A 19,705-nucleotide genomic window follows, 5' to 3' on the forward strand; every position below is an offset into this window, starting at 1 on the left:
GAGTTCAATGTCCTTGCTGGTTCAAAAATTTGGCGGCACCTCTCTTGGAAGCATTGAGCGAATAAAAGCTGTCGCGCAAAAAATCAAATCAAGTAAAGAAAAAGGAAATGATCTGGTTGTTGTTGTGTCGGCAATGGGGCATACAACTGATGAGTTAACACAGCTAGCCACAGAGATAAGTATTGATCCTCCTCATCGAGAGATGGACATGCTCCTATCAACTGGAGAGCAGATTTCAATATCATTATTGACAATGGCCCTTAATGAATTGGGCACACAAGCAATATCTTTAACTGGTACTCAAGCTGGAATCATTACGGAATCAGCTCATGGAAGAGCAAGGATACTTGAGATTAGAACAGAGCGAATAAAAAATCTCTTAAATCAAGGTAAAACCATAGTCGTTGCTGGCTTCCAAGGCACAAGTCTTGGAATAGGAGGAATTGCTGAAATCACAACCTTAGGACGAGGGGGATCAGATACCTCTGCAGTCGCTTTAGCAGCATCTCTTGGAGCTGAAAAATGTGAAATTTTTACGGATGTTTCTGGCGTTTTAACAACTGATCCAAGAATCGTTAAAAATGCTCAATTAATGAAAAATATTAGTTGCGATGAAATGTTAGAACTGGCAAGCCTTGGAGCTGCTGTTTTGCATCCTCGGGCTGTTGAAATAGCAAGAAATTTCGGCCTAACACTTGTAGTCAAGTCAAGCTGGGACAACCTTGATGGAACGACTCTAACTAGTCATCAGAACAATGTTTTTTCTAAAGGTGGGATAGAACATCGCAGTCCAGTCGATGGATTAGAACTTGTTGAGAATCAAGCAGTAGTAGCGCTATCTAATATTCCAGATCGTCCAGGTATTGCTGCTGAGCTTTTTGAATCTCTATCAGAAGGTGGTGTAAACGTAGATCTCATTATTCAAGCTACACATCAAATAAACTCTAACGATATTACTTTTACTGTTTCAGAAAATGAATTAAATAATGCAGAAGCTCAATGTCAAAAACTTATAAATACTATTGGAGGCGAAATTTCTTGTCAAAAGAATCTGACCAAGCTAAGTATTTTTGGAGCCGGAATCATGGGGAGACCTGGAATAGCATCTTCTCTTTTTAATACTCTATCTGATTCTGGTATTAATATCAGATTGATAGCGACGAGTGAAGTTAAAGTAAGTTGCGTTATTGACGCAGAATTAGGGAAAAAAGCATTACGCAATGTGGGAGAGGTTTTCAAGCTTTCTGATAAACAAATTAATCTTAATCCTATAATTGAAAATAACAACGAGCCGGAGGTAAGAGGAGTAGCTTTAGATAAAGATCAAATCCAAATTAGCGTTAAGAATGTTCCAGACAAGCCAGGAACTGCTTCCACGATATGTTCTACATTAGCTGAGAAATTTATCAGCTTAGATACAATAGTTCAATCAGAAAGAAAGCATAAGGATAAAACCAAAGATATAAGTTTTACATTAAAGAAAAATGATAGAAGCCAGGCAAAATATGCCTTAGAAGAATTGATAACTAATTGGAAAGGATCCAGACTCGAAGAAGGAGAATCCATAGTTAGAATTAGCGCAGTAGGTTCGGGAATGCCTTTCACTAAAGGAACAGCTGGTAAAATATTTAGAGCACTGGCAAATCAAAAAATAAATATCGAAATGATCGCTACCAGTGAAATCAGAACAACTTGTATTATCTCAGAAAAATATGGTGAAAAAGCACTAAATGAAATTCACTCTTGCTTTAAATTAGGAAAGGATTCAGGATAATAATATATTATTTACCTATTAACCTATGCCTTAATTTTTTTATACGATCTCTAAGAACTGCAGCTTTCTCAAAATCTAAATCTTTTGCTGTTAATTTCATTTTAGATTCCAATTTTTCAATTAATTCAGGCAGAGATTCTAAAGATACGCCACTATCAGAATCTTTATCACTACAATCTATCAACTTATCAGCAATATCAACAAAATCATTAGCATTTCCATCTTGATTTAATTTCCTTGATAACTCCAAGAAAGAAAGAATTGAATTACTTGCTTTCTTACCTGCTGGCTTAGGAGTTATGCCATTCTCAATATTATAATTACTCTGTATTTCTCGGCGTCTTTCAGTCTCACTAATTGCCTTTGCCATAGAGTCAGTCATTTTATCTGCATAGAGTAAAGCTAATCCCTCAACATGCCTTGCTGCTCGACCGATTGTTTGTATTAAAGATCTTTCAGCTCTTAAAAATCCTTCTTTATCTGCATCTAGAATTACTACAAGAGAAACCTCAGGAAGATCTAAACCTTCTCTTAGAAGATTAACTCCAACCAGTACATCATATTCTCCCAATCTTAAATCTTGGATAATTTCAATTCTCTCGATTGAATGAATCTCTGAATGTAAATAACGAACTCTTATTTTATTCTCAGATAAATAGTCTGTAAGATCTTCAGCCATTCTTTTTGTAAGAGTTGTCACAAGTATTCTCTGGTTTTTCGATGCTCTTTTTCTAATTTCAGAAAGTAAGTCCTCAACTTGACCATGTGTGGGACGTACTTCAACCAATGGATCTAGAACACCGGTAGGCCTAATAACTTGTTCAACTATATTTCTTGGACTTTGAGACAATTCCCAATCACCAGGAGTAGCACTAATAAAAACTGTTTGTTTTGCTTTATTCCAAAATTCTGTATCCTTTAAAGGACGATTATCAGCGGCACTTGGTAATCTAAAACCGTGATCTATTAACACTTTCTTTCTTGCTTGATCGCCATTATACATAGCTCTTAATTGCGGACAAGTAACATGACTTTCATCAATAAGTAATAACCAATCTTTAGGAAAATAATCAATTAAGCATTCTGGTGCAGAGCCAGGTTCTCTGCCAGATAAGTGACGAGCATAATTTTCAACTCCATTGCAATATCCAACTTCTTTTAACATTTCTAAATCATAAATTGTTCTTTGTTCTAATCTTTGAGCTTCAAGTAATTTTCCCTCTTGATTAAAAAATTCTAATCTATCTTTTAATTCTTTTTTAATTTCTTTAATTGCAGAGTCTAGACGATCTTTCGGAGTTACAAAATGTTTAGCTGGATATATATTAATTGAGTCAAGTTTATTTAATATTTCGCCAGTAGTAGGATCTACATAACTAATGCTTTCTATTTCATCCCCAAATAATTCAAGTCTTACAAGTCTGTCATCATATGCTGGACCTATTTCTAATACATCTCCTCTAACTCTAAATCTACCTCTAGTAATTTCTATATCATTACGTGTATATTGGTTGGAAACCAATGATCTAAGAGAAGATCTTAAATCAATATTTTGTCCAACTCCAAACTTAACAGATGCTTTTAAATATTCACTTGGAATTCCCAAGCCGTAAATACAACTAATTGAAGCAACTACAATTACATCATCTCGCTCGAATAAAGACCTAGTTGCAGAATGGCGCAACATATCAATTTCTTCATTAATTGATGATGTCTTTGCTATATAAGTATCACTTACTGGAACATAAGCTTCTGGCTGATAATAATCATAATAAGAAATAAAATATTCAACAGCATTCTCAGGAAAAAATTCCCTTAATTCATTACATAATTGAGCTGCGAGAGTTTTGTTATGAGCTAAAACTAATGATGGCCTACCCGTTTGGGCTATCAAATTAGCTATCGTAAAAGTCTTGCCCGTTCCGGTTGCACCCAATAGGGTTTGAAACTTCTCACCATCATTCACTCCTCCAACAAGTCCTTCAATAGCTGCAGGTTGATCACCTTTTGGAACGTACGGAGCTTGAAGCTTATATTCAGGCATATTCTGAATTAAATATTAAAAACAAAATTTATTAATTCCATATTCTTATCATTTTGATCAAAAAAGGATTTCCATTACCTTATAAAATTGATTGATTAATTGTGGAAATAAGTTTTACAGAATCTAAAGCCTGACGAAGACCTTTGACAGTAGCAATCATAGCTAATTCAGTCTTCAATTTATTAACAGCTGAACCAATGCCAACCCCACTAGCACCAACTGATATAGCCATTGGAACAGTCACTTCAGAAAGTCCAGACGCGCAAATAACAGGCACATCATGATGACTCTCTTTTAAAGCAGTGGAGATAGCAAAAGTTCCAGCCAACGTAGGTGAAGCTTTTTCTATTAATCCTAAAGTTCCAGCACTAAGAGGATGAGAGCTAGTCCCTCCCTCCGTCTGAATTAAGTCGACCCCATTATCGACAAGATCTACAGCTAATTGAGCTTGACTATCTAAAGGCAATATATGAGGAACAGTGACTGACAAAACAACCTCAGGTAAAAGCCTACGAGATTCCACAGCTAATGAGAGGACTTCCTCCGCCGAGAAAAAACGTCCATCTGGATAAAAAGAGTCGAAATTCCCAATCTCTATGATTGATGCTCCTGCCTGAACAGCTTGAGGGAAAAGTTTTGGTTCCACCGAACTTACACATACAGGAATTTTCGATGCATTCACAGCCAGATCTACTAATTTTGGCTCACAAGCAATATCCAGTAAATCTGCACCCCCAAGACCTGCAGCTCTAGAAATTAGAGATACTGATTCTGGATTAAAATTATTTAAACCAGCAATTACTTTTAATAAAGATCTATTTTGAATACTCTTTTGAAGTGAAAGTGGCAATGTCTGCAGGCGTGTCATAAAAACATCAGCTATTAACCTGATTGTGACACTGACTCAGCAAAAGAACTTAAAAAAGACGAATAGAGCTCTGAAACCAAAGCAAATGTCACCATCTACTAAAAATGACCACTCATGGAGTAAATGGCATATGCGTTTACATAAAAGGTTAAAACAAAATCAATCTCTGCTTCCGATTAAATCCACACTTCTTTTAGCAATATCTGGTGGTCAAGATTCTATGGCCCTTCTTAAATTAATTGTTGATTTAAAAAGACTATATAAATGGCAAGTCGAAGTCTGGCATGGAGATCATCAATGGCACAACGAATCCGAAAAAATAGAAAAAGAACTAAAGCTTTGGTGTATTAATAAGCAAATATCATTTCACTCTAATAAAGCAAATAAAGAAGAAGTAGTTAATGAACAAAAGGCAAGAGATTGGAGGTATAAAAAACTGGTAATGAAAGCTAAAGTGTTATCGTCAAAAAATATTAATTTCCCATACACAAAAATATTAACTGGTCATACAGCTACTGATCGAGCAGAAACAATAATTATGAACTTAGCCAGAGGAACTAATTTGATTGGTCTTAGCACCCTTAGAGAAAAAAGAACTTTAGAGAATAATATAGATTTAATCCGCCCTCTATTGGTATTTAATAGGAACGAAACACTCGAAATTTGCAAAGAGTTTAATTTGCCAATCTGGATAGATCCTTCAAATGAAAATATTAATTTGACAAGAAATAAAATTAGAAAAGAAATCTTACCAATTTTAAATTCAATCTATAAAGGCGCAGATTCAAGAATAGCATCGTTAGCTAATAGACTGGAAAGTTATACAAACGACCAACAATCATTAGCAAAAATAGTAATAGATTTTTGCCAAGAAGAAAAAATCAATTCTCTATCCAGAAAAAAACTAATAAAGTTTACACCATCTATTAGAAAAATAATACTTACTAATTGGTTAAAAAGATTAGGAGTAAAAAGAGTGACAACTTTACAAATCGAAGAAATAAATACCAAAATATCTCACAACAATCCCCCTGGAACAATTCATCTTCATGGAGACTTCCAAATACGATGGAACAAACAAGTTATTTACATATCAAATAAGACTAATTGAGAGAAACAAATACTCTGTTATCAACTAATTGCAGATCTTCGACGTCTTGTTCTTCCAGATGGCATTTCCTCTGTATTTTTTTCACTATTTGTTTTTTGTTCCGTAGTTCCATTTTTATCTTGATTTGTTACTGGTACATTTCTCTGCTTAACCACTGTATCTGCATTTTTCTTGACTACTTGTCGTGAGTCTGGCTGTTGATCAAGTTGAGGCTTATATGCACGAGTTCCACCAGGAGCAGGCTGAACAAGGCAAAGAATTAATGGCTCAGCCTGAACCTCCCTTCTTAATCGACGAGATAAACCTGATTCAACTTCTCTTTGCAAACCAATCCAATCAACCTCAATCGACTTACCTCCTGTCTTAAGAACAAGCTGTTTCCATCTATTTTCCAAGACCCAATTAATTTCTCTTTCAGTCCAATTGACCATTGTTTTAGCATCAACATTAGTAATAACACCTCTCAGATTTACCCTCGGAGGTGCAACCATTACGCCATCAGTGCTTATAGGAGTAAGAACCGTAATAACTCCGTCATCAGCCAGTTGCTGACGTTCTTTTAAGACGCGGGTATCAACTACCCCTGTTCTAGAAGAATCGAGTAATTCCACTCCTGATTTAACTGGTGACCCTTGAACAAGAGAATCTGGCCTTAATTCAGCTACGTCCCCATTTTCCATAACTAAAACATTATCTGGGTGAACCCCCATTGATACAGCAGTTTTTCCATGAAGAACTTGCATTCTGTACTCTCCATGCACAGGAATAAAGTATTTAGGTCTAATTAATCCAAGCATCCATTTTTGATCTTCTTGACATCCATGGCCAGATACATGAATACCTTTATCTTTCCCATAAATAACTTTTGCACCCAATTTAATTAATTTATCAATCGTATGCATCACGGAAATAGTATTTCCAGGGATCGGACTAGCAGAAAAAATTACAGTATCACTGGTTTTCAATTGAACATGTTGATGCTCTCCCCTAGAGATACGACTCAAAGCGGCCATTGATTCTCCTTGACTACCTGTCATCAATAAAAACGTCTCTCTATCAGGCAAATCTCTAATCTGTTTAATTGGGAAAAACAAATCATCAGGGAAACGCATATATCCAAGCTCTCTTGCTTTCCCAACCACATTCAGCATTGAACGGCCTAACAAGCCAACTTTTCTACCGTTTTTCATCGCCAACTCTAAAAGCATAGCCACGCGATGAGTTGAACTAGCAAATGTAGTGACCATGACTCTGCCTTCAGCAGTAGCAATATATCTATCTAAATTTGGAAAAACAGAATATTCAGAGGGTGTGAATCCTGTAACTTCAGAGTTAGTTGAATCAGATAAAAGGCAAAGAACACCCTTATCTCCATAGTGAGCCATTCTGGCTAAATCTGAGGGCTGTCCATCAGGTGGCGTATGGTCGAACTTGAAATCACCAGTAAAAAATATTACGCCCACTGGAGTAGTTACGCCGAAGGAATAACTATCGGAAATTGAATGTGTATTTCTTACAAATTCAACTGAAAAATGTTGTCCGACTTTGATAACTTCTCTTGGGCCGCATACCTGAATTGTTGTCCGATCAGCAACTCCCGCTTCCTCCATCTTCCCCCTGAGCATAGACATAGCAAGGGGAGGACCATAAACAATTGGAATATTAAAGTTCTTTAAATGATGAGAAATCCCACCAATATGATCTTCATGTCCATGGGTAACTACTAAACCTCTGATTCGACTTTGATTTTCACGTAAATAAGTGGTGTCTGGCATCACAACATTTACTCCATGCATCCCGTCGGTTGGGAAAGCCAGACCAGCATCAAGAATCATGATGTCATCACCATATTCAAATACGCAGGTATTTTTTCCAATTTCTCCGAGGCCACCTAGAGGAATAATCCTCAAACAAGGAGATTTAGATTGATTATTTTTTGAGCCTTGAGAATTCATTGAACTTAATGTCATGGAAAAATTTATGTAAAAAACTTGGTTGATACCTAAATGAAAGTTGTATCCACTCGAAAACGAGGAAATAGATCAAATCAATCTCATAGAAGAGAGTATCTTCAAGAGTTCTTCTTTCATTTCACTGTTTAAAGAGACTAGAGGACTTCGAGGAGGTCCAACAGACCAACCAATGAGTTGAAGAGCCGCTTTAACAGGAATAGGATTTGTGGTTGCAAAAAGTGATTTAAAAAGAGGTTGTAATGTCTCATGCAAATAAAGTGATTGATCATATTTACCTTCAAAAAAACTCTCTATCATTTTCTTTAAATTAAGACCAACAAGATGACTTGCCACACTAACCACACCTACTGCTCCTACTGCAAGCATTGGTAAAACCAAAGCATCATCACCGCTATAAATAGCTAAATTTGATCCGCAATAGTTTCTTAATTGAGTCACTTCGTCTGTTGTTCCGCTTGCAGCTTTGAAACTGACTACATTACTGCAATCCATAAGCTTACTTACAATACTAGGCGATATCGAACAACCTGTCCGTCCAGGAATGTTATACAGCATTAAAGGTAACTCCGGTGCGGCGTTCGCTATAGAGCGAAAATGAATTTCTAATCCTTCTTGCGGTGGTTTGTTGTAATAGGGAACAACAACTAATGCCCCATCAGCGCCTGAATTGGCTGCTTCTTTGGTGGCTTCAATTGCCTCAGAGGTAGAATTACTACCCGTACCAGCCAAAACTTTAGCTTTTGAGCCTAAAGAATTTCTTACTGTTTCAAGCATCTTTTTTTGTTCTTGCCAAGTTAAAGTGGGCGATTCTCCAGTCGTTCCGCATACAACAATGCCATCTGAACCTTGGTTTACTAAATAAAGTGCCAAATCAGCGGCTAGACCATAATCGACTTTCCCATTTTCATCAAAGGGGGTAACCATTGCGGTTAACATCCTTCCAAAAGGAGCTGGTGATAGTAAGGCTGACTGACTCATGATTTAGGCAATAAAAGTTCAGCAATTTGTATTGCATTAAGTGCAGCTCCTTTTCGTATCTGGTCTCCACATAACCATAGTTCCAAGCCATTTGGATTACTAATGTCCTTCCTTACACGACCAACTGATATTGAATCTCTACCCGTTACATCTTCTGGCATAGGAAAACGATTTTTATCAAAATCCTCAAGAATCTCAACTCCAGGAGCAAATTCCAAAATCTCATAAGCTTCTTTTACTGGGAAAGGCTTTTCAAATTCAATATTGACTGCTTCAGAATGCGCTCGTAAAACAGGAACTCTTACACACGTTGCGGTCAAAGCAAGTTCTGGGACTCCAAGAATCTTTCGAGTTTCATTAACCATTTTCATTTCTTCCTCGCAATAGTTATTTGATTGCAGGGGTGAGTTGTGCAAAAAAAGATTAAATGCCAAGGAATAAGGAAGAATTTTGCTTTTTGGTGTTCCTCCATTTAAAACTTCTTGACTTAATTTTTCCAATTCTTCCATGGCCATTGCACCTGCACCACTGGCCGATTGATAAGTTGAGACAACAATTCTCTTAATAGGAATATGCTTATGCAATGGAGCTAGAACCAATGCTAATAAAATAGTTGTGCAATTAGGATTAGCAATTACACCTTTGTGCTTACTTACAGCATTGGGATTGACTTCAGGCACAACCAAAGGAACATTTTCATCCATTCGAAACGCACTTGAATTATCAATCATCAAGCCTCCAGAACTTTTTATTGCATCTTTCCACTTACGGGATACTGAACCACCAGCCGAAGCTAGAACTAAATCCACATTTTGAAAGCTCTCTTGAGTTGTTTCTTGCACTCTTAATGTCTTTCCACAAAAGTTCTGAAGCTCACCAGCAGAGCGATGAGAAGCCAATAAAATTAATTTATGAATTGGGAAAGACCTTTCTTCAAGCAAAGCCAATAATTCCTTACCTACAGCCCCACTCGATCCCAGGATGGCAACTGTGAGAGGTCTATTTGGGAGAAGAAACTGTGGGTTCAAACTTGATGAAGAGAATAGAAAGGTTTAACAAAAATTTTTTCTTATTGGAAAAATCAACAAATAACAAATTTTTAGATACTTTTTAGGCCACAATAGCTTTGGAAGTGAATTAACGCTTTCTTACGCTAACCAAATTTGAGAATTCCGTTTCAATGAGTGCTGCCAAATTAAAAGTATCAACCAGTTCAAAACCCAATAGCAGAATTGCTGTTGAGGTTGAGGTGCCCGCAGATCGATGCAAAAATAGTTACAACGAAGCTTTAAGTAAACTCAGCAGGTCTATTTCAATCCCAGGGTTTCGCAAAGGTAAAGTCCCAAAAGCAGTCGTAATCCAGCAGCTTGGAGTAAAAAGAATACAAGCCTCTGCTTTAGAATCACTTTTGCAAAAAGTATGGACAGAAGCTCTAGATCAAGAAGGTATTGAACCTTTATGTGAGCCAGAGTTGGAAAATGGTTTTGAAACAATTTTGGAAAATTTCAACCCTGAAAAAATTCTTAAATTAAAACTTGAAACTGATATTGCCCCAATACCAACTTTAAAAAAATCTTCAGGTCTAACTGCTGAAGTAGAAACTCTAATCTTTGATCCAAAAAAAGTTGATGAACTGATTGAGCAATCTAGATTGCAACTTGCGACCAAGGTCCCAATAAGTGGTCGACCCGCGAAAAAAGGAGATATTGCTCTGGTAAGTTTTAAAGGGAATTTCACGGATGATGGGAGCGAAATTCAAGGAGGAAGCGCGGATTCAATAGAAATAGAACTTGAAGAAGGCCGAATGATTCCTGGCTTCATTGAAGGGGTAATAGGAATGAACATAAATGATGAAAAAACATTAAAGTGTGAATTTCCCAAGGATTATCATCAAGAAGATGCAAAAGGCAGAAAGGCTGAATTCAAAGTCAATCTAGAAGATTTAAAAATTAAAGAATTACCTGAACTTAATGACGATTTTGCCAAACAAGCTAGTGACAAAGAAAATATGACTGACTTACGCGCAGATCTTGAAAAGAGACTCAAAGAGGATACTGATAGAAAACAAACAAAAAATCGTCAGGACTCACTGCTTGATGCTTTAGTTAAAGAACTTGAAGTGGAGTTACCAAAAAGTCTTATTGATCAAGAGGTTCGTGTAATTGTTGAACAAACAGCTCAAAATTTCGCTCAACAAGGAATTGATGTCAAATCAATGTTTACTCCAGAACTTGTTAAATCGTTAATGGAGTCTTCAAAAGGGGAAGCAGAAAAAAAACTTCGTCAAAAATTCGCTTTAAATGCTTTAGCCAAGTCGGAAAAAATTGAGGTCTCACAAAAAGAAATCAATACAAAGCTGAAAGAAGTACAAGCTGATATGAAACTATCAAATGAAAAAAATATCGACGAGAATCGTCTTAAAGATGCTATTTCTGATGATTTGTTGCAAGAAAAGTTATTTGCTTGGCTTGAGGAGAATAATACGATTCTAGAAAAAGCGCCTAGAAAGGCAAAGGATCAAAGCGAGGCGAAAAGTCCCAAAAAGGTAACAACAAAAACCAATAAAGAAAAGAAAAGTTCTAAAACACCCAAATCCTAGTTTCTACGCATAGATTAACAGTGTTGAATACGAAAGTTCTAAGTTGATTGAAGCAAGACAAAATCATCCCATTAATAATTTCTGGAATAACTCTTGTCTATTCTCAGGACCGGGGGTACTACCGACAGTAATTGAACAATCAGGTCAAGGTGATCGAGCATTTGATATTTATTCTCGATTACTGCGTGAAAGAATCATCTTTCTAGGTACCGATGTTAATGATCAAGTTGCTGATGCATTAGTGGCTCAAATGCTTTTTTTAGAAGCTGATGATCCAGAAAAAGATATTCAATTGTATATAAACTCTCCAGGGGGATCAGTAACTGCTGGACTAGCCATCTATGACACCATGCAGCAAGTAAGTCCTGATGTCATAACAATTTGTTATGGCCTTGCGGCAAGCATGGGAGCTTTTCTTCTCTCTGGAGGGACTAAAGGTAAAAGACTTGCATTACCAAATTCCAGAATAATGATTCATCAACCTCTTGGTGGAGCTCAAGGTCAAGCTGTTGAAATTGAAATTCAAGCCAAAGAAATTCTCTACTTAAAAGAAACTCTTAATTCACTTTTAGCCGAGCATACTGGGCAAAATATTGAAAAGATTTCAGAAGACACTGATCGAGACCACTTTCTTTCTCCTCAAGAAGCGGTTGAATATGGCCTGATCGACAAAGTGGTTTCAAATCTCAACTCCATATGAATCATTAAGGAAAGCTGACAAGGCATCAATCCTCAATGATCCTATTAACTGAGACTGAATAAAATTAATGATCGGTCCATCCAACCTGTTTTTTTAGAGCTCGATGGCAAAGTTTGAGGCCCATCTTAAATGCTCCTTTTGTGGCAAAGCCCAAGATCAAGTGAGGAAACTCATTGCTGGTCCAGGAGTCTACATATGCGACGAATGTATCGACTTATGTAACGAAATTTTAGATGAAGAACTGATTGATAATCCAAATCATCAAAGAAGTGGACATGAACAAAGCCGTAAAGCAAAAGCTTCCACATCAACCACAACCAAGCCTGCTCCAACTTTGGCGTCCATACCAAAACCAATTGAAATTAAAAAATTTTTAGATGATCAGGTGGTTGGGCAAGAACCTGCAAAAAAAATCCTGTCAGTTGCTGTCTACAATCACTACAAAAGACTTGCGTGGAAAGGAGACGGTTCTGGCGAGACTGATCTAACAGCAACGAAATTACAAAAATCCAATATTTTATTAATCGGACCAACTGGATGCGGCAAAACATTACTTGCTCAAACTCTAGCTGAAATGCTTGATGTTCCATTTGCTGTCGCTGATGCAACAACTCTTACTGAGGCTGGATATGTTGGTGAAGATGTAGAGAACATTCTCTTACGACTCTTGCAAAAAGCAGACATGGATGTGGACTTAGCACAAAGAGGAATTATTTATATCGATGAAATTGACAAAATTGCTAGAAAAAGTGAAAACCCTTCGATTACCAGAGATGTCTCGGGAGAGGGCGTCCAGCAAGCCCTTTTGAAAATGCTCGAGGGCACGACGGCTAACGTCCCACCGCAAGGGGGACGAAAGCATCCTTACGGTGATTCTATTCAAATCGATACAAGCCAAATACTCTTTATCTGTGGCGGGGCATTTGTTGGTTTAGAAGATGTAGTACAAAAAAGACTTGGAAGAAATTCAATTGGTTTCATACCAAACGAAAGTCGAGCTAGAAGCAAAACCAATCGAGAACGAATTGGTGCAGATTTCATTAATGACCTTGAGCCTGACGATTTAGTGAAATATGGTCTAATTCCCGAATTTATTGGGAGAATGCCTGTCACTGCAATATTGGAACCATTAAATGCTAAAGCTCTTAAATCTATATTGACAGAACCTAGAGATGCCTTAATAAAACAATTTAGGACTTTATTAAGTATGGATAATGTAGAACTTTCATTTGATGAAGAGGCTGTTGAGGCAATTGCTCAAGAAGCTTACAAAAGAAAAACTGGAGCTAGAGCTTTACGAGGAATTGTTGAAGAAATTATGCTAGAACTGATGTATAGTCTTCCATCTCAAACTAAGATCAAAAACTTTAATGTAACAAAAAAAATGGTCGATGAAATTACAGGCGGAAAGGTAGTGCCTCTTTTATCAAACGAAAAAAGAATTGTTAAGGAAACTGCTTAGAGAAATAAGCTTTTCAAATAACTTTATAAAATTTAATTAGAGCAATTAGAAAATTTTTCAAAAATAAAGTTAGTCAAGTATTTCAGCAATAATTATCAACTTAGAATATGATCAAAAAAATGAATATCAAATTCATATTTATCTGTAAGTACAAATGATAAATACTTACGAACCGTTACATCATAAATATAGGCCCACAAGCTTTGACGAGCTTGTGGGCCAAGATCCCATCACAGCCACACTAAAACAAGCATTAATCACCAACCGTATAGCCCCTGCCTATATATTCTCTGGGCCTAGAGGAACAGGTAAAACATCCAGTGCAAGAATTTTCGCTAAATCTTTGAATTGCTTAAAAAGTGAAAAAGCTACAACCGACCCATGCGGAAAATGTGACCTATGCACAGGAATTAATTCTGGGAATGCTCTGGATGTAATTGAAATTGATGCAGCATCTAATACGGGTGTTGAAAATATTCGTGAACTAATAGAAAGGTCTAGATTTGCTCCTGCAAAAGCTCGCTGGAAAGTCTATGTAATAGATGAATGTCATATGCTTTCAACTGCGGCTTTTAATGCACTTCTAAAAACATTAGAGGAACCTCCTCGACAAGTAGTCTTTATTCTTGCGACAACAGATCCCCAACGCGTTTTACCTACAATTCTAAGTAGATGTATGCGCTTTGATTTTCGAAGAATAGGTCTGGGTGATTTAGAAAGTCATTTAACCAGCATTGCTAAAAAAGAAAAAATAGTAATCAACGAAGAGGCGATCTCCTTAATTGCGAAGCATTCCCAAGGAGGATTAAGAGATGCAGAAAGCTTACTTGATCAAGTCAGCTTGCTTTCTCCACCAATAACTCAATCAAATATCATTAATCTTATAGGGGCTGTACCAGAAGAAGAATTACTAATATTAGCTAAATCGTTAATAAAGAAAGATCCTAATTCTATTTTAAATATTTGCAATCGTCTAATTAATACAGGGAAAGAGCCAATTGCAATTTTACAAGGAATAGCATCTATATTAAGAGACTTAGTTGTCACAAAAGTCGCAAATAAACCAACTGATTTATGTGAAATTTCTCAAGAGAATAGAGAAGGTTTAAATAACCTAGCAAAGTCTATTAATCTTGATCAAATACTAAGCCTACAGTCTAAATTAAAAGGCTCAGAAAACCATATTAGAAATAGTAATCAGCCTAGATTGTGGTTAGAAATTCATTTACTTGGAATGCTTTCAGGAGAAGATTTCAAAAAATTTAAAAGAATCAAAGAATCCATTAGAGGAGAAACTCTCTCAAAAAATTCTGATCCTGAAAAAAATACATCAGAGCATATAGCTTCAATTAACAAAAAAGAAAAAATTGAGGAAAAATCTATTCAAAATGAATCGAAACCCATTAAAGAAATAAATCTTGATCAAATCTGGGAAAAAGTTATAGCTATGCTTGAGCTGCCTTCAACAAAAATGCTACTTTCACAACAAGCTAAATTAATAAATTTAAATTCAGATTCTGCTGAAGTAGCAATCTCAGAAAAATGGATAAATATGATTCAAAGTCGTAAAAATCTTATTGAAGATGCTTTTTATAAAGCAACAGGATCATCAACCAAAGTTCTTTTAATACAACAAAAAGATAGTCTATCTAATAATAAAAAAGAAGAAAAAATTGTACAAAAATTAGAGCCAAGAAATCAATTTAAAATTGATAAAAATCGAGATAAAAATAATTTAAAAGAAGAGAAAGTAGAATCAAAAACTAATTTACAGACAAATTCTATTGATCAAAAAGCGAAGCAATTTGCAGATTTTTTTAATGGAGAAATTGTAAATCTTGAATGATTAAATAATTTAATTAAGATCCAATATGATCGGTTTTTTCCCAAATTAATGTTTTACGAAATAATGACATTTTAATGACTATAAATGGTATGACAATAAACCAATGTGCAAGGTAAATTGTTGCACCAAGTATATTAATAAAGTTAGGAGATGGTAAGTTTGGACCTTCACTTTTTTGAGAACATCCTTTCCAATAGGCTATACTAGAAATACCAAATGCAACAATAGATAAAGGCCAATATAGTGGCATTTCAAATAAAATAATTGATACAAGACAATCTATAAATGATACGACTGGTAAGACATATTGCAATAAGAAAAAACAAGATAAATCTATTTTTTTAAGGTTGGATAATCGTTTGGAGAACAACAAGGTCCAATAATCAAAAAACCTTTGTAAGCCGCCTTCAGCCCACCTTTTTCTTTGTCGAAATAAAGCCGACAAGGATTCCACTGCTTCCTCTTGAATAGGTGGATCCCACATGATTACGATTGGTGATCGAGTTAATAAAAACCGAAAACTTAGATCTAAATCATCAGTGATAGTTTGTTCATTAAATCCGCCACATGATTCAAGAACTTTTCTATTGATTAATTGACCATTACCTCTTAACTCCGAAACCCCACCACAAGCAAGTCTGCCTCGTTGAATAACAGCATCCATGGCCATCTCCATTGCTTGATACACAGCAATTTGATTTAACTCACAATTCACGACTGATTTTCTCAACTGCACACCAGACCATCCACCATTCAAAGCAAGGGCTATTGCCCTAAGTAATACATTGTTCTGTAATTGTGCATCAGCATCAAGAATAAATAACCATTCTCCATCAGTTTTAGTCAATACAGAATTCAAGGCACCTGATTTACCGCCACCACTCATTAATGGACGACTTAACACATTAATCCTAGAGAAAGTTGTACGTAATTTTTTTAATAAATAAGGCGTACGATCTTGACTCCCATCATCAATGATCCACAGAGAAAGCTTATCCTCTGGATATTCAATTGACAAAAGTCTTGAAACTAATCGCTCTATTACATTTTCCTCATCGCGGGCTGCCACTAACACATCAACTTTAGGAAGAGTTTCAAAAAAAGTTTCATTATTGATTAGATACTCTTTTTGTAATTGATAATTTTGCCTACTCTCTCGTAAAACGACCCTTAAACCATAGCCACCCAGCAAGACAGCCAAAGTAATTGAAGGGAATAAATTATTGCTAGGCTCGAGCAAATGAGGAAAAATTCCTACCAAAGCGCAGCAAATCAAAAACAATATTGATTTAGTGCGTCGGTTTTCTCCACTGATTTTGGCTAAAGCCATGGAGTAGTACTTTTATCAACTAATGACTCTAAGAGTCTTTCATCACTAAGGCAAAAATCCATATTTAGTATTTGGATAATAATGAGAAAGAATTTGCTTGGTAGTCCATCCATTTTTTGCTAAATCTATAGCCCCAGACTGAGACATTCCTGCTCCATGGCCAAAACCTCCACCAGAAAAAAGCCATTTACCTTCTTTAATTTCTTTAACAACAAATAACGTGCTTGGTAATTGTTTTAAAACACCACGAATGTCATCAAGTTTAAGAAAAGTTTCTGAGCCAGTATTTCCGTCAATTTTCAACGAAGTAACTCGACCACTACTTCCTCGGCTTACAACCTTAATTTTTCTTGGATAAAAAGTGGTTCTAACTTTTTGAGCTTGATTTAGCTGTTTAGCTATTTTAGAGGCGTCTAGCGTTCTCTCCCATCTAAAAAGTGGATGATCAGAACCAAAAGCCTCTGACTTTGAAAACAAAAATGATCTCAGGTATTTCTCATTTGATAGAGGTAAATTAACCGTCCGAGTCCAATGCTTTGGTCCATCCAAGCGCATTTTCAAGTATGGAACTTGATTAATTGACCATGCTTCGTCGACAGAAGCCATTACCCCTCCATTTGTTGCGTGATAAACAGTATTTATTGGCTTTTGATTCCAAGTGAGAATTTTACCAGTAGTTTTTTTAATAGCTTTTTTAATTTTTTTATCGGCCTTAATTGGATTCTTATAAACCTGACATTGCGTATCGCTGCAGAGATTGTATCCATCAACTTTGAATCTATGACTATTAGCGAAGGCCCATGTTCTAGCTAATATTGCCTGCGCTGCAAGTGCTTCTTCAGGAGAGCTGGCGCCTATTTCGTGAGGAACTACTCCATTTAAATATCTCTCGATAGGTACATGTTCAACTAATGTCCAAGTTCCATATGCATCTGGCTGGATTGAGAACGGACCCAAATATATCCCCTTCCCCCAGTGCAACCCATCAGGGGCTTGCAAAGAGATAGGACCCTTGAGGGCAATTTTTCCACTACTTCCATCTAAATAAGGAAAAACAATCTTTGAAACTTTTATTTTCTGATAAGTCGACTTAATAGTTCGTGGAATCTTGATCTCATCTGAGACCCAAACCTCCCAATCCAACGGATGAGCAATAACTGATTCAATACCTTTGTCTTTTAAATCATTTGCCAACCTTTCAGCAGACTCAAAACTTGAGAAGGGGCCAATTTTATTTCGAGCAAACACTTGTGGATTTAGTAATTGTTTTGCTCGCCAACCAATGTTGATTTCTTTAGCTTTTCGAACTACTCCATTCGCATCTTTCAAAATCAAGTTTCTACCGTTACTTATAAGGTTTAAAACTGGCGAAAAATTGTCATTCATGATTTCCTTTCCCATGTATGGCTTAATTCCAACAAGCAGTACATTTTTTTCTGAACTTATTAAAGGTGTATCTGGTGGCACCTGATGAGTTGCGAAAAACTTAACTTTGCGAGGGTTCGCAATAGAAACTTGAGAAAAAGGATGGAACCCAATCAAGAGAAACAAACCAAAAACAAAAAAACGCTTTTTAGCCCGTAAATAGCTTTTAATCACAACAAAAGTCTCCTTCCAGCAAGAATTTTATAATTTTGGGTTGGCTTAAGTGAGCTCAAGGACGTATTCTTATAGACTAACAATCCTTTATCAATGCCAAAGCTCAAGACCCGCAAAGCTGCTGCAAAGCGGTTCAAAGCAACAGGCACTGGCAAGTTCATGAGACGTCGTGCATTTCACAATCATTTACTCGACCATAAGAGCCCTAAATTAAAAAGGCACCTTAAAACAAAAGCAGTCGTAGACGAACGTGATGCAGACAACGTAAGCCTTATGCTTCCTTATGCTTAAGACTTCTTAGGAACGTTTATTAGCTCAATTTTTTGATTTCTAATTTTTAATTATGGCACGAGTTAAAAGAGGTAATGTTGCTAGAAAACGTAGAAACAAAATCCTTCGTCTAGCCAGAGGTTTTAGAGGAGGGAATGGAACTCTATTCCGAACTGCAAATCAAAGAGTAATGAAAGCTCTTTGTAACGCTTATAGAGACAGAAGAAGAAGAAAGCGTGATTTCAGAAGACTTTGGATTGCAAGAATCAATGCAGCTGCGAGATTAAATGGGCTAAGTTACAGTAAATTTATGGGTGGATTAAAGAAAGCAGACGTAAGAATTAACAGAAAAATGTTGGCTCAATTAGCTGTAACAGATCCTCAAACATTCACAAATATTGCTGCTAATGCAAAATGATAAATGTGCTTGAGTATTGTTTTACTTTTTCAAACCCCGTAGAAATGATTAATTAAGATAAAAGAATACAGAAGAAATTCCAAAAATTAAGAATATGCTAATAATAAATAATTACTATAAAATCAACAAAATTTGTATTTGAGTTTTAGATTATGATTATTGATCTTCCTCAAACTTATTTAATAGGACTTTGTTTGCTTTTAGTAATTATTGCTATTTTAGTAGGGAGGCAACTATTTATAGTAAGAAAAGATGAATTGAAGCTAATAAAATTAGAAAAAGAAGATTCAAATACAAAAGAAGATTCAGCTAAAATGTATGAGTTAGCATCTGTTCAATTAAAGAAAAGATTATATCCTCAAGCCACATCAACTTTAAAACAAGCCCTAAAGAAACTTGACGGCGAACCAAAAGAAGCTAAAGCACTTTTAGAGAATGCACTAGGATTTGCACTTGCAGCTCAAAATGACTTCAAATCAGCAGTAATTCACTACAAAAAAGCATTGACAGCAAAATCTGAATATCCAGTTGCTCTTAATAATCTCGGTTTTGCATATCAACGTTTATTAAAAGAAGATGAAGCTTATAAAAATTATCAAGAGGTCTTAAAACTAGATCCAAAAAACAAAACTGCAATCTCTCAAATTAAAAGACTGGAACGTATAATTGGAAAAGATAAAGATCAATTATTGAATAAAAAAGGTTTCTAAATAAGTCTAAATTCTTTATATTT

Annotated in this window: 16 protein-coding genes; 9 read left to right on the forward strand and 7 right to left on the reverse strand. The window is 36.0% G+C overall.

Annotation, left to right across the window (positions count from 1 at the left end):
• The first annotated feature begins 7 nt into the window (after nt 1-7).
• Nucleotides 8-1,774: an aspartate kinase gene (locus AC6EIY_RS07170; protein ID WP_498506263.1), complete on the forward strand. Its 1,767-nt coding sequence runs from the start codon at nt 8-10 to the stop codon at nt 1,772-1,774.
• Nucleotides 1,775-1,781: 7 nt separating this feature from the next.
• Here the strand turns inward: AC6EIY_RS07170 and uvrB are convergent, their stop codons facing one another.
• Nucleotides 1,782-3,818: an excinuclease ABC subunit UvrB gene (gene uvrB, locus AC6EIY_RS07175; RefSeq protein WP_498506264.1), complete on the reverse strand. Its 2,037-nt coding sequence runs from the start codon at nt 3,816-3,818 to the stop codon at nt 1,782-1,784.
• Between the two features lie 79 nt (nt 3,819-3,897).
• Complete coding sequence (locus AC6EIY_RS07180; RefSeq protein ID WP_498506265.1) at nt 3,898-4,686, reverse strand: DUF561 domain-containing protein; 789 nt, start codon at nt 4,684-4,686, stop codon at nt 3,898-3,900.
• A gap of 130 nt (nt 4,687-4,816) precedes the next feature.
• Between AC6EIY_RS07180 and tilS the strand changes: the two genes are divergently transcribed.
• Entirely contained in the window at nt 4,817-5,797 is a 981-nt protein-coding gene (gene tilS / locus AC6EIY_RS07185; protein ID WP_498508175.1) for a tRNA lysidine(34) synthetase TilS, read from the forward strand.
• Nucleotides 5,798-5,817: 20 nt separating this feature from the next.
• Here the strand turns inward: tilS and AC6EIY_RS07190 are convergent, their stop codons facing one another.
• The 3 genes from AC6EIY_RS07190 to AC6EIY_RS07200 all read right to left on the reverse strand — a co-directional run bounded on the left by AC6EIY_RS07190 (nt 5,818) and on the right by AC6EIY_RS07200 (nt 9,776).
• On the reverse strand, nt 5,818-7,767 hold the full coding sequence (locus AC6EIY_RS07190) for a ribonuclease J (protein ID WP_498506266.1): 1,950 nt from the start codon (nt 7,765-7,767) through the stop codon (nt 5,818-5,820).
• A gap of 72 nt (nt 7,768-7,839) precedes the next feature.
• Nucleotides 7,840-8,748, reverse strand: a complete 909-nt coding sequence (dapA, locus tag AC6EIY_RS07195) for a 4-hydroxy-tetrahydrodipicolinate synthase (RefSeq protein ID WP_498506267.1) — start codon at nt 8,746-8,748, stop codon at nt 7,840-7,842.
• Entirely contained in the window at nt 8,745-9,776 is a 1,032-nt protein-coding gene (locus AC6EIY_RS07200) for an aspartate-semialdehyde dehydrogenase (RefSeq protein ID WP_498506268.1), read from the reverse strand. The genes dapA and AC6EIY_RS07200 overlap by 4 nt, the downstream gene beginning before the upstream one ends.
• Before the next feature lie 152 nt (nt 9,777-9,928).
• Between AC6EIY_RS07200 and tig the strand changes: the two genes are divergently transcribed.
• From tig to AC6EIY_RS07220, 4 genes are all read left to right on the forward strand, one after another.
• Nucleotides 9,929-11,347, forward strand: a complete 1,419-nt coding sequence (tig, locus tag AC6EIY_RS07205) for a trigger factor (protein ID WP_498506269.1) — start codon at nt 9,929-9,931, stop codon at nt 11,345-11,347.
• 43 nt (nt 11,348-11,390) lie between these two features.
• Nucleotides 11,391-12,047 (forward strand): ATP-dependent Clp endopeptidase proteolytic subunit ClpP, encoded by a 657-nt coding sequence (gene clpP, locus AC6EIY_RS07210; RefSeq protein ID WP_498506270.1) that lies wholly within the window; start codon nt 11,391-11,393, stop codon nt 12,045-12,047.
• A 103-nt stretch (nt 12,048-12,150) separates the two neighbouring features.
• Nucleotides 12,151-13,509, forward strand: coding sequence for an ATP-dependent Clp protease ATP-binding subunit ClpX (gene clpX, locus AC6EIY_RS07215; protein WP_498506271.1), 1,359 nt, complete (start codon nt 12,151-12,153; stop codon nt 13,507-13,509).
• Nucleotides 13,510-13,663: 154 nt separating this feature from the next.
• Nucleotides 13,664-15,355 (forward strand): DNA polymerase III subunit gamma/tau, encoded by a 1,692-nt coding sequence (locus tag AC6EIY_RS07220; protein WP_498506272.1) that lies wholly within the window; start codon nt 13,664-13,666, stop codon nt 15,353-15,355.
• A 13-nt stretch (nt 15,356-15,368) separates the two neighbouring features.
• On the opposite strand, the gene AC6EIY_RS07225 is transcribed toward AC6EIY_RS07220, so the two are convergent.
• Together AC6EIY_RS07225 and AC6EIY_RS07230 are read right to left on the reverse strand one after the other, a co-directional pair.
• Nucleotides 15,369-16,685 carry a glycosyltransferase family 2 protein gene (locus AC6EIY_RS07225; protein ID WP_498506273.1) on the reverse strand — a complete coding sequence of 439 codons (1,317 nt, stop codon included), beginning with the start codon at nt 16,683-16,685 and terminating at the stop codon, nt 15,369-15,371.
• Between the two features lie 45 nt (nt 16,686-16,730).
• On the reverse strand, nt 16,731-18,284 hold the full coding sequence (locus AC6EIY_RS07230) for a SpoIID/LytB domain-containing protein (protein WP_498506274.1): 1,554 nt from the start codon (nt 18,282-18,284) through the stop codon (nt 16,731-16,733).
• 93 nt (nt 18,285-18,377) lie between these two features.
• Here AC6EIY_RS07230 and rpmI point away from each other — a divergent pair, with 93 nt between their 5' ends.
• The 3 genes from rpmI (at nt 18,378) to AC6EIY_RS07245 (ending at nt 19,682) form a co-directional block, all read left to right on the forward strand.
• Nucleotides 18,378-18,575 (forward strand): 50S ribosomal protein L35, encoded by a 198-nt coding sequence (rpmI, locus tag AC6EIY_RS07235; RefSeq protein ID WP_498461692.1) that lies wholly within the window; start codon nt 18,378-18,380, stop codon nt 18,573-18,575.
• Between the two features lie 52 nt (nt 18,576-18,627).
• Complete coding sequence (gene rplT / locus AC6EIY_RS07240) at nt 18,628-18,972, forward strand: 50S ribosomal protein L20 (RefSeq protein ID WP_498506275.1); 345 nt, start codon at nt 18,628-18,630, stop codon at nt 18,970-18,972.
• Between the two features lie 152 nt (nt 18,973-19,124).
• Nucleotides 19,125-19,682, forward strand: coding sequence for a tetratricopeptide repeat protein (locus tag AC6EIY_RS07245; protein WP_498506276.1), 558 nt, complete (start codon nt 19,125-19,127; stop codon nt 19,680-19,682).
• Nucleotides 19,683-19,705 lie beyond the last annotated feature (23 nt).

Source organism: Prochlorococcus sp. MIT2304 (assembly GCF_059772405.1).

Bases quoted from the DNA above. Each gene is read 5' to 3' on its own strand.
- AC6EIY_RS07170 (WP_498506263.1), top strand. From the start codon at position 8: ATGTCCTTGCTGGTTCAAAAATTTGGCGGCACCTCTCTTGGAAGCATT.
- uvrB (WP_498506264.1), bottom strand. From the start codon at position 3,818: ATGCCTGAATATAAGCTTCAAGCTCCGTACGTTCCAAAAGGTGATCAA.
- AC6EIY_RS07180 (WP_498506265.1), bottom strand. From the start codon at position 4,686: ATGACACGCCTGCAGACATTGCCACTTTCACTTCAAAAGAGTATTCAA.
- tilS (WP_498508175.1), top strand. From the start codon at position 4,817: ATGCGTTTACATAAAAGGTTAAAACAAAATCAATCTCTGCTTCCGATT.
- AC6EIY_RS07190 (WP_498506266.1), bottom strand. From the start codon at position 7,767: ATGACATTAAGTTCAATGAATTCTCAAGGCTCAAAAAATAATCAATCT.
- dapA (WP_498506267.1), bottom strand. From the start codon at position 8,748: ATGAGTCAGTCAGCCTTACTATCACCAGCTCCTTTTGGAAGGATGTTA.
- tig (WP_498506269.1), top strand. From the start codon at position 9,929: ATGAGTGCTGCCAAATTAAAAGTATCAACCAGTTCAAAACCCAATAGC.
- clpX (WP_498506271.1), top strand. From the start codon at position 12,151: ATGGCAAAGTTTGAGGCCCATCTTAAATGCTCCTTTTGTGGCAAAGCC.
- AC6EIY_RS07220 (WP_498506272.1), top strand. From the start codon at position 13,664: ATGATAAATACTTACGAACCGTTACATCATAAATATAGGCCCACAAGC.
- AC6EIY_RS07225 (WP_498506273.1), bottom strand. From the start codon at position 16,685: ATGGCTTTAGCCAAAATCAGTGGAGAAAACCGACGCACTAAATCAATA.
- rpmI (WP_498461692.1), top strand. From the start codon at position 18,378: ATGCCAAAGCTCAAGACCCGCAAAGCTGCTGCAAAGCGGTTCAAAGCA.
- rplT (WP_498506275.1), top strand. From the start codon at position 18,628: ATGGCACGAGTTAAAAGAGGTAATGTTGCTAGAAAACGTAGAAACAAA.
- AC6EIY_RS07245 (WP_498506276.1), top strand. From the start codon at position 19,125: ATGATTATTGATCTTCCTCAAACTTATTTAATAGGACTTTGTTTGCTT.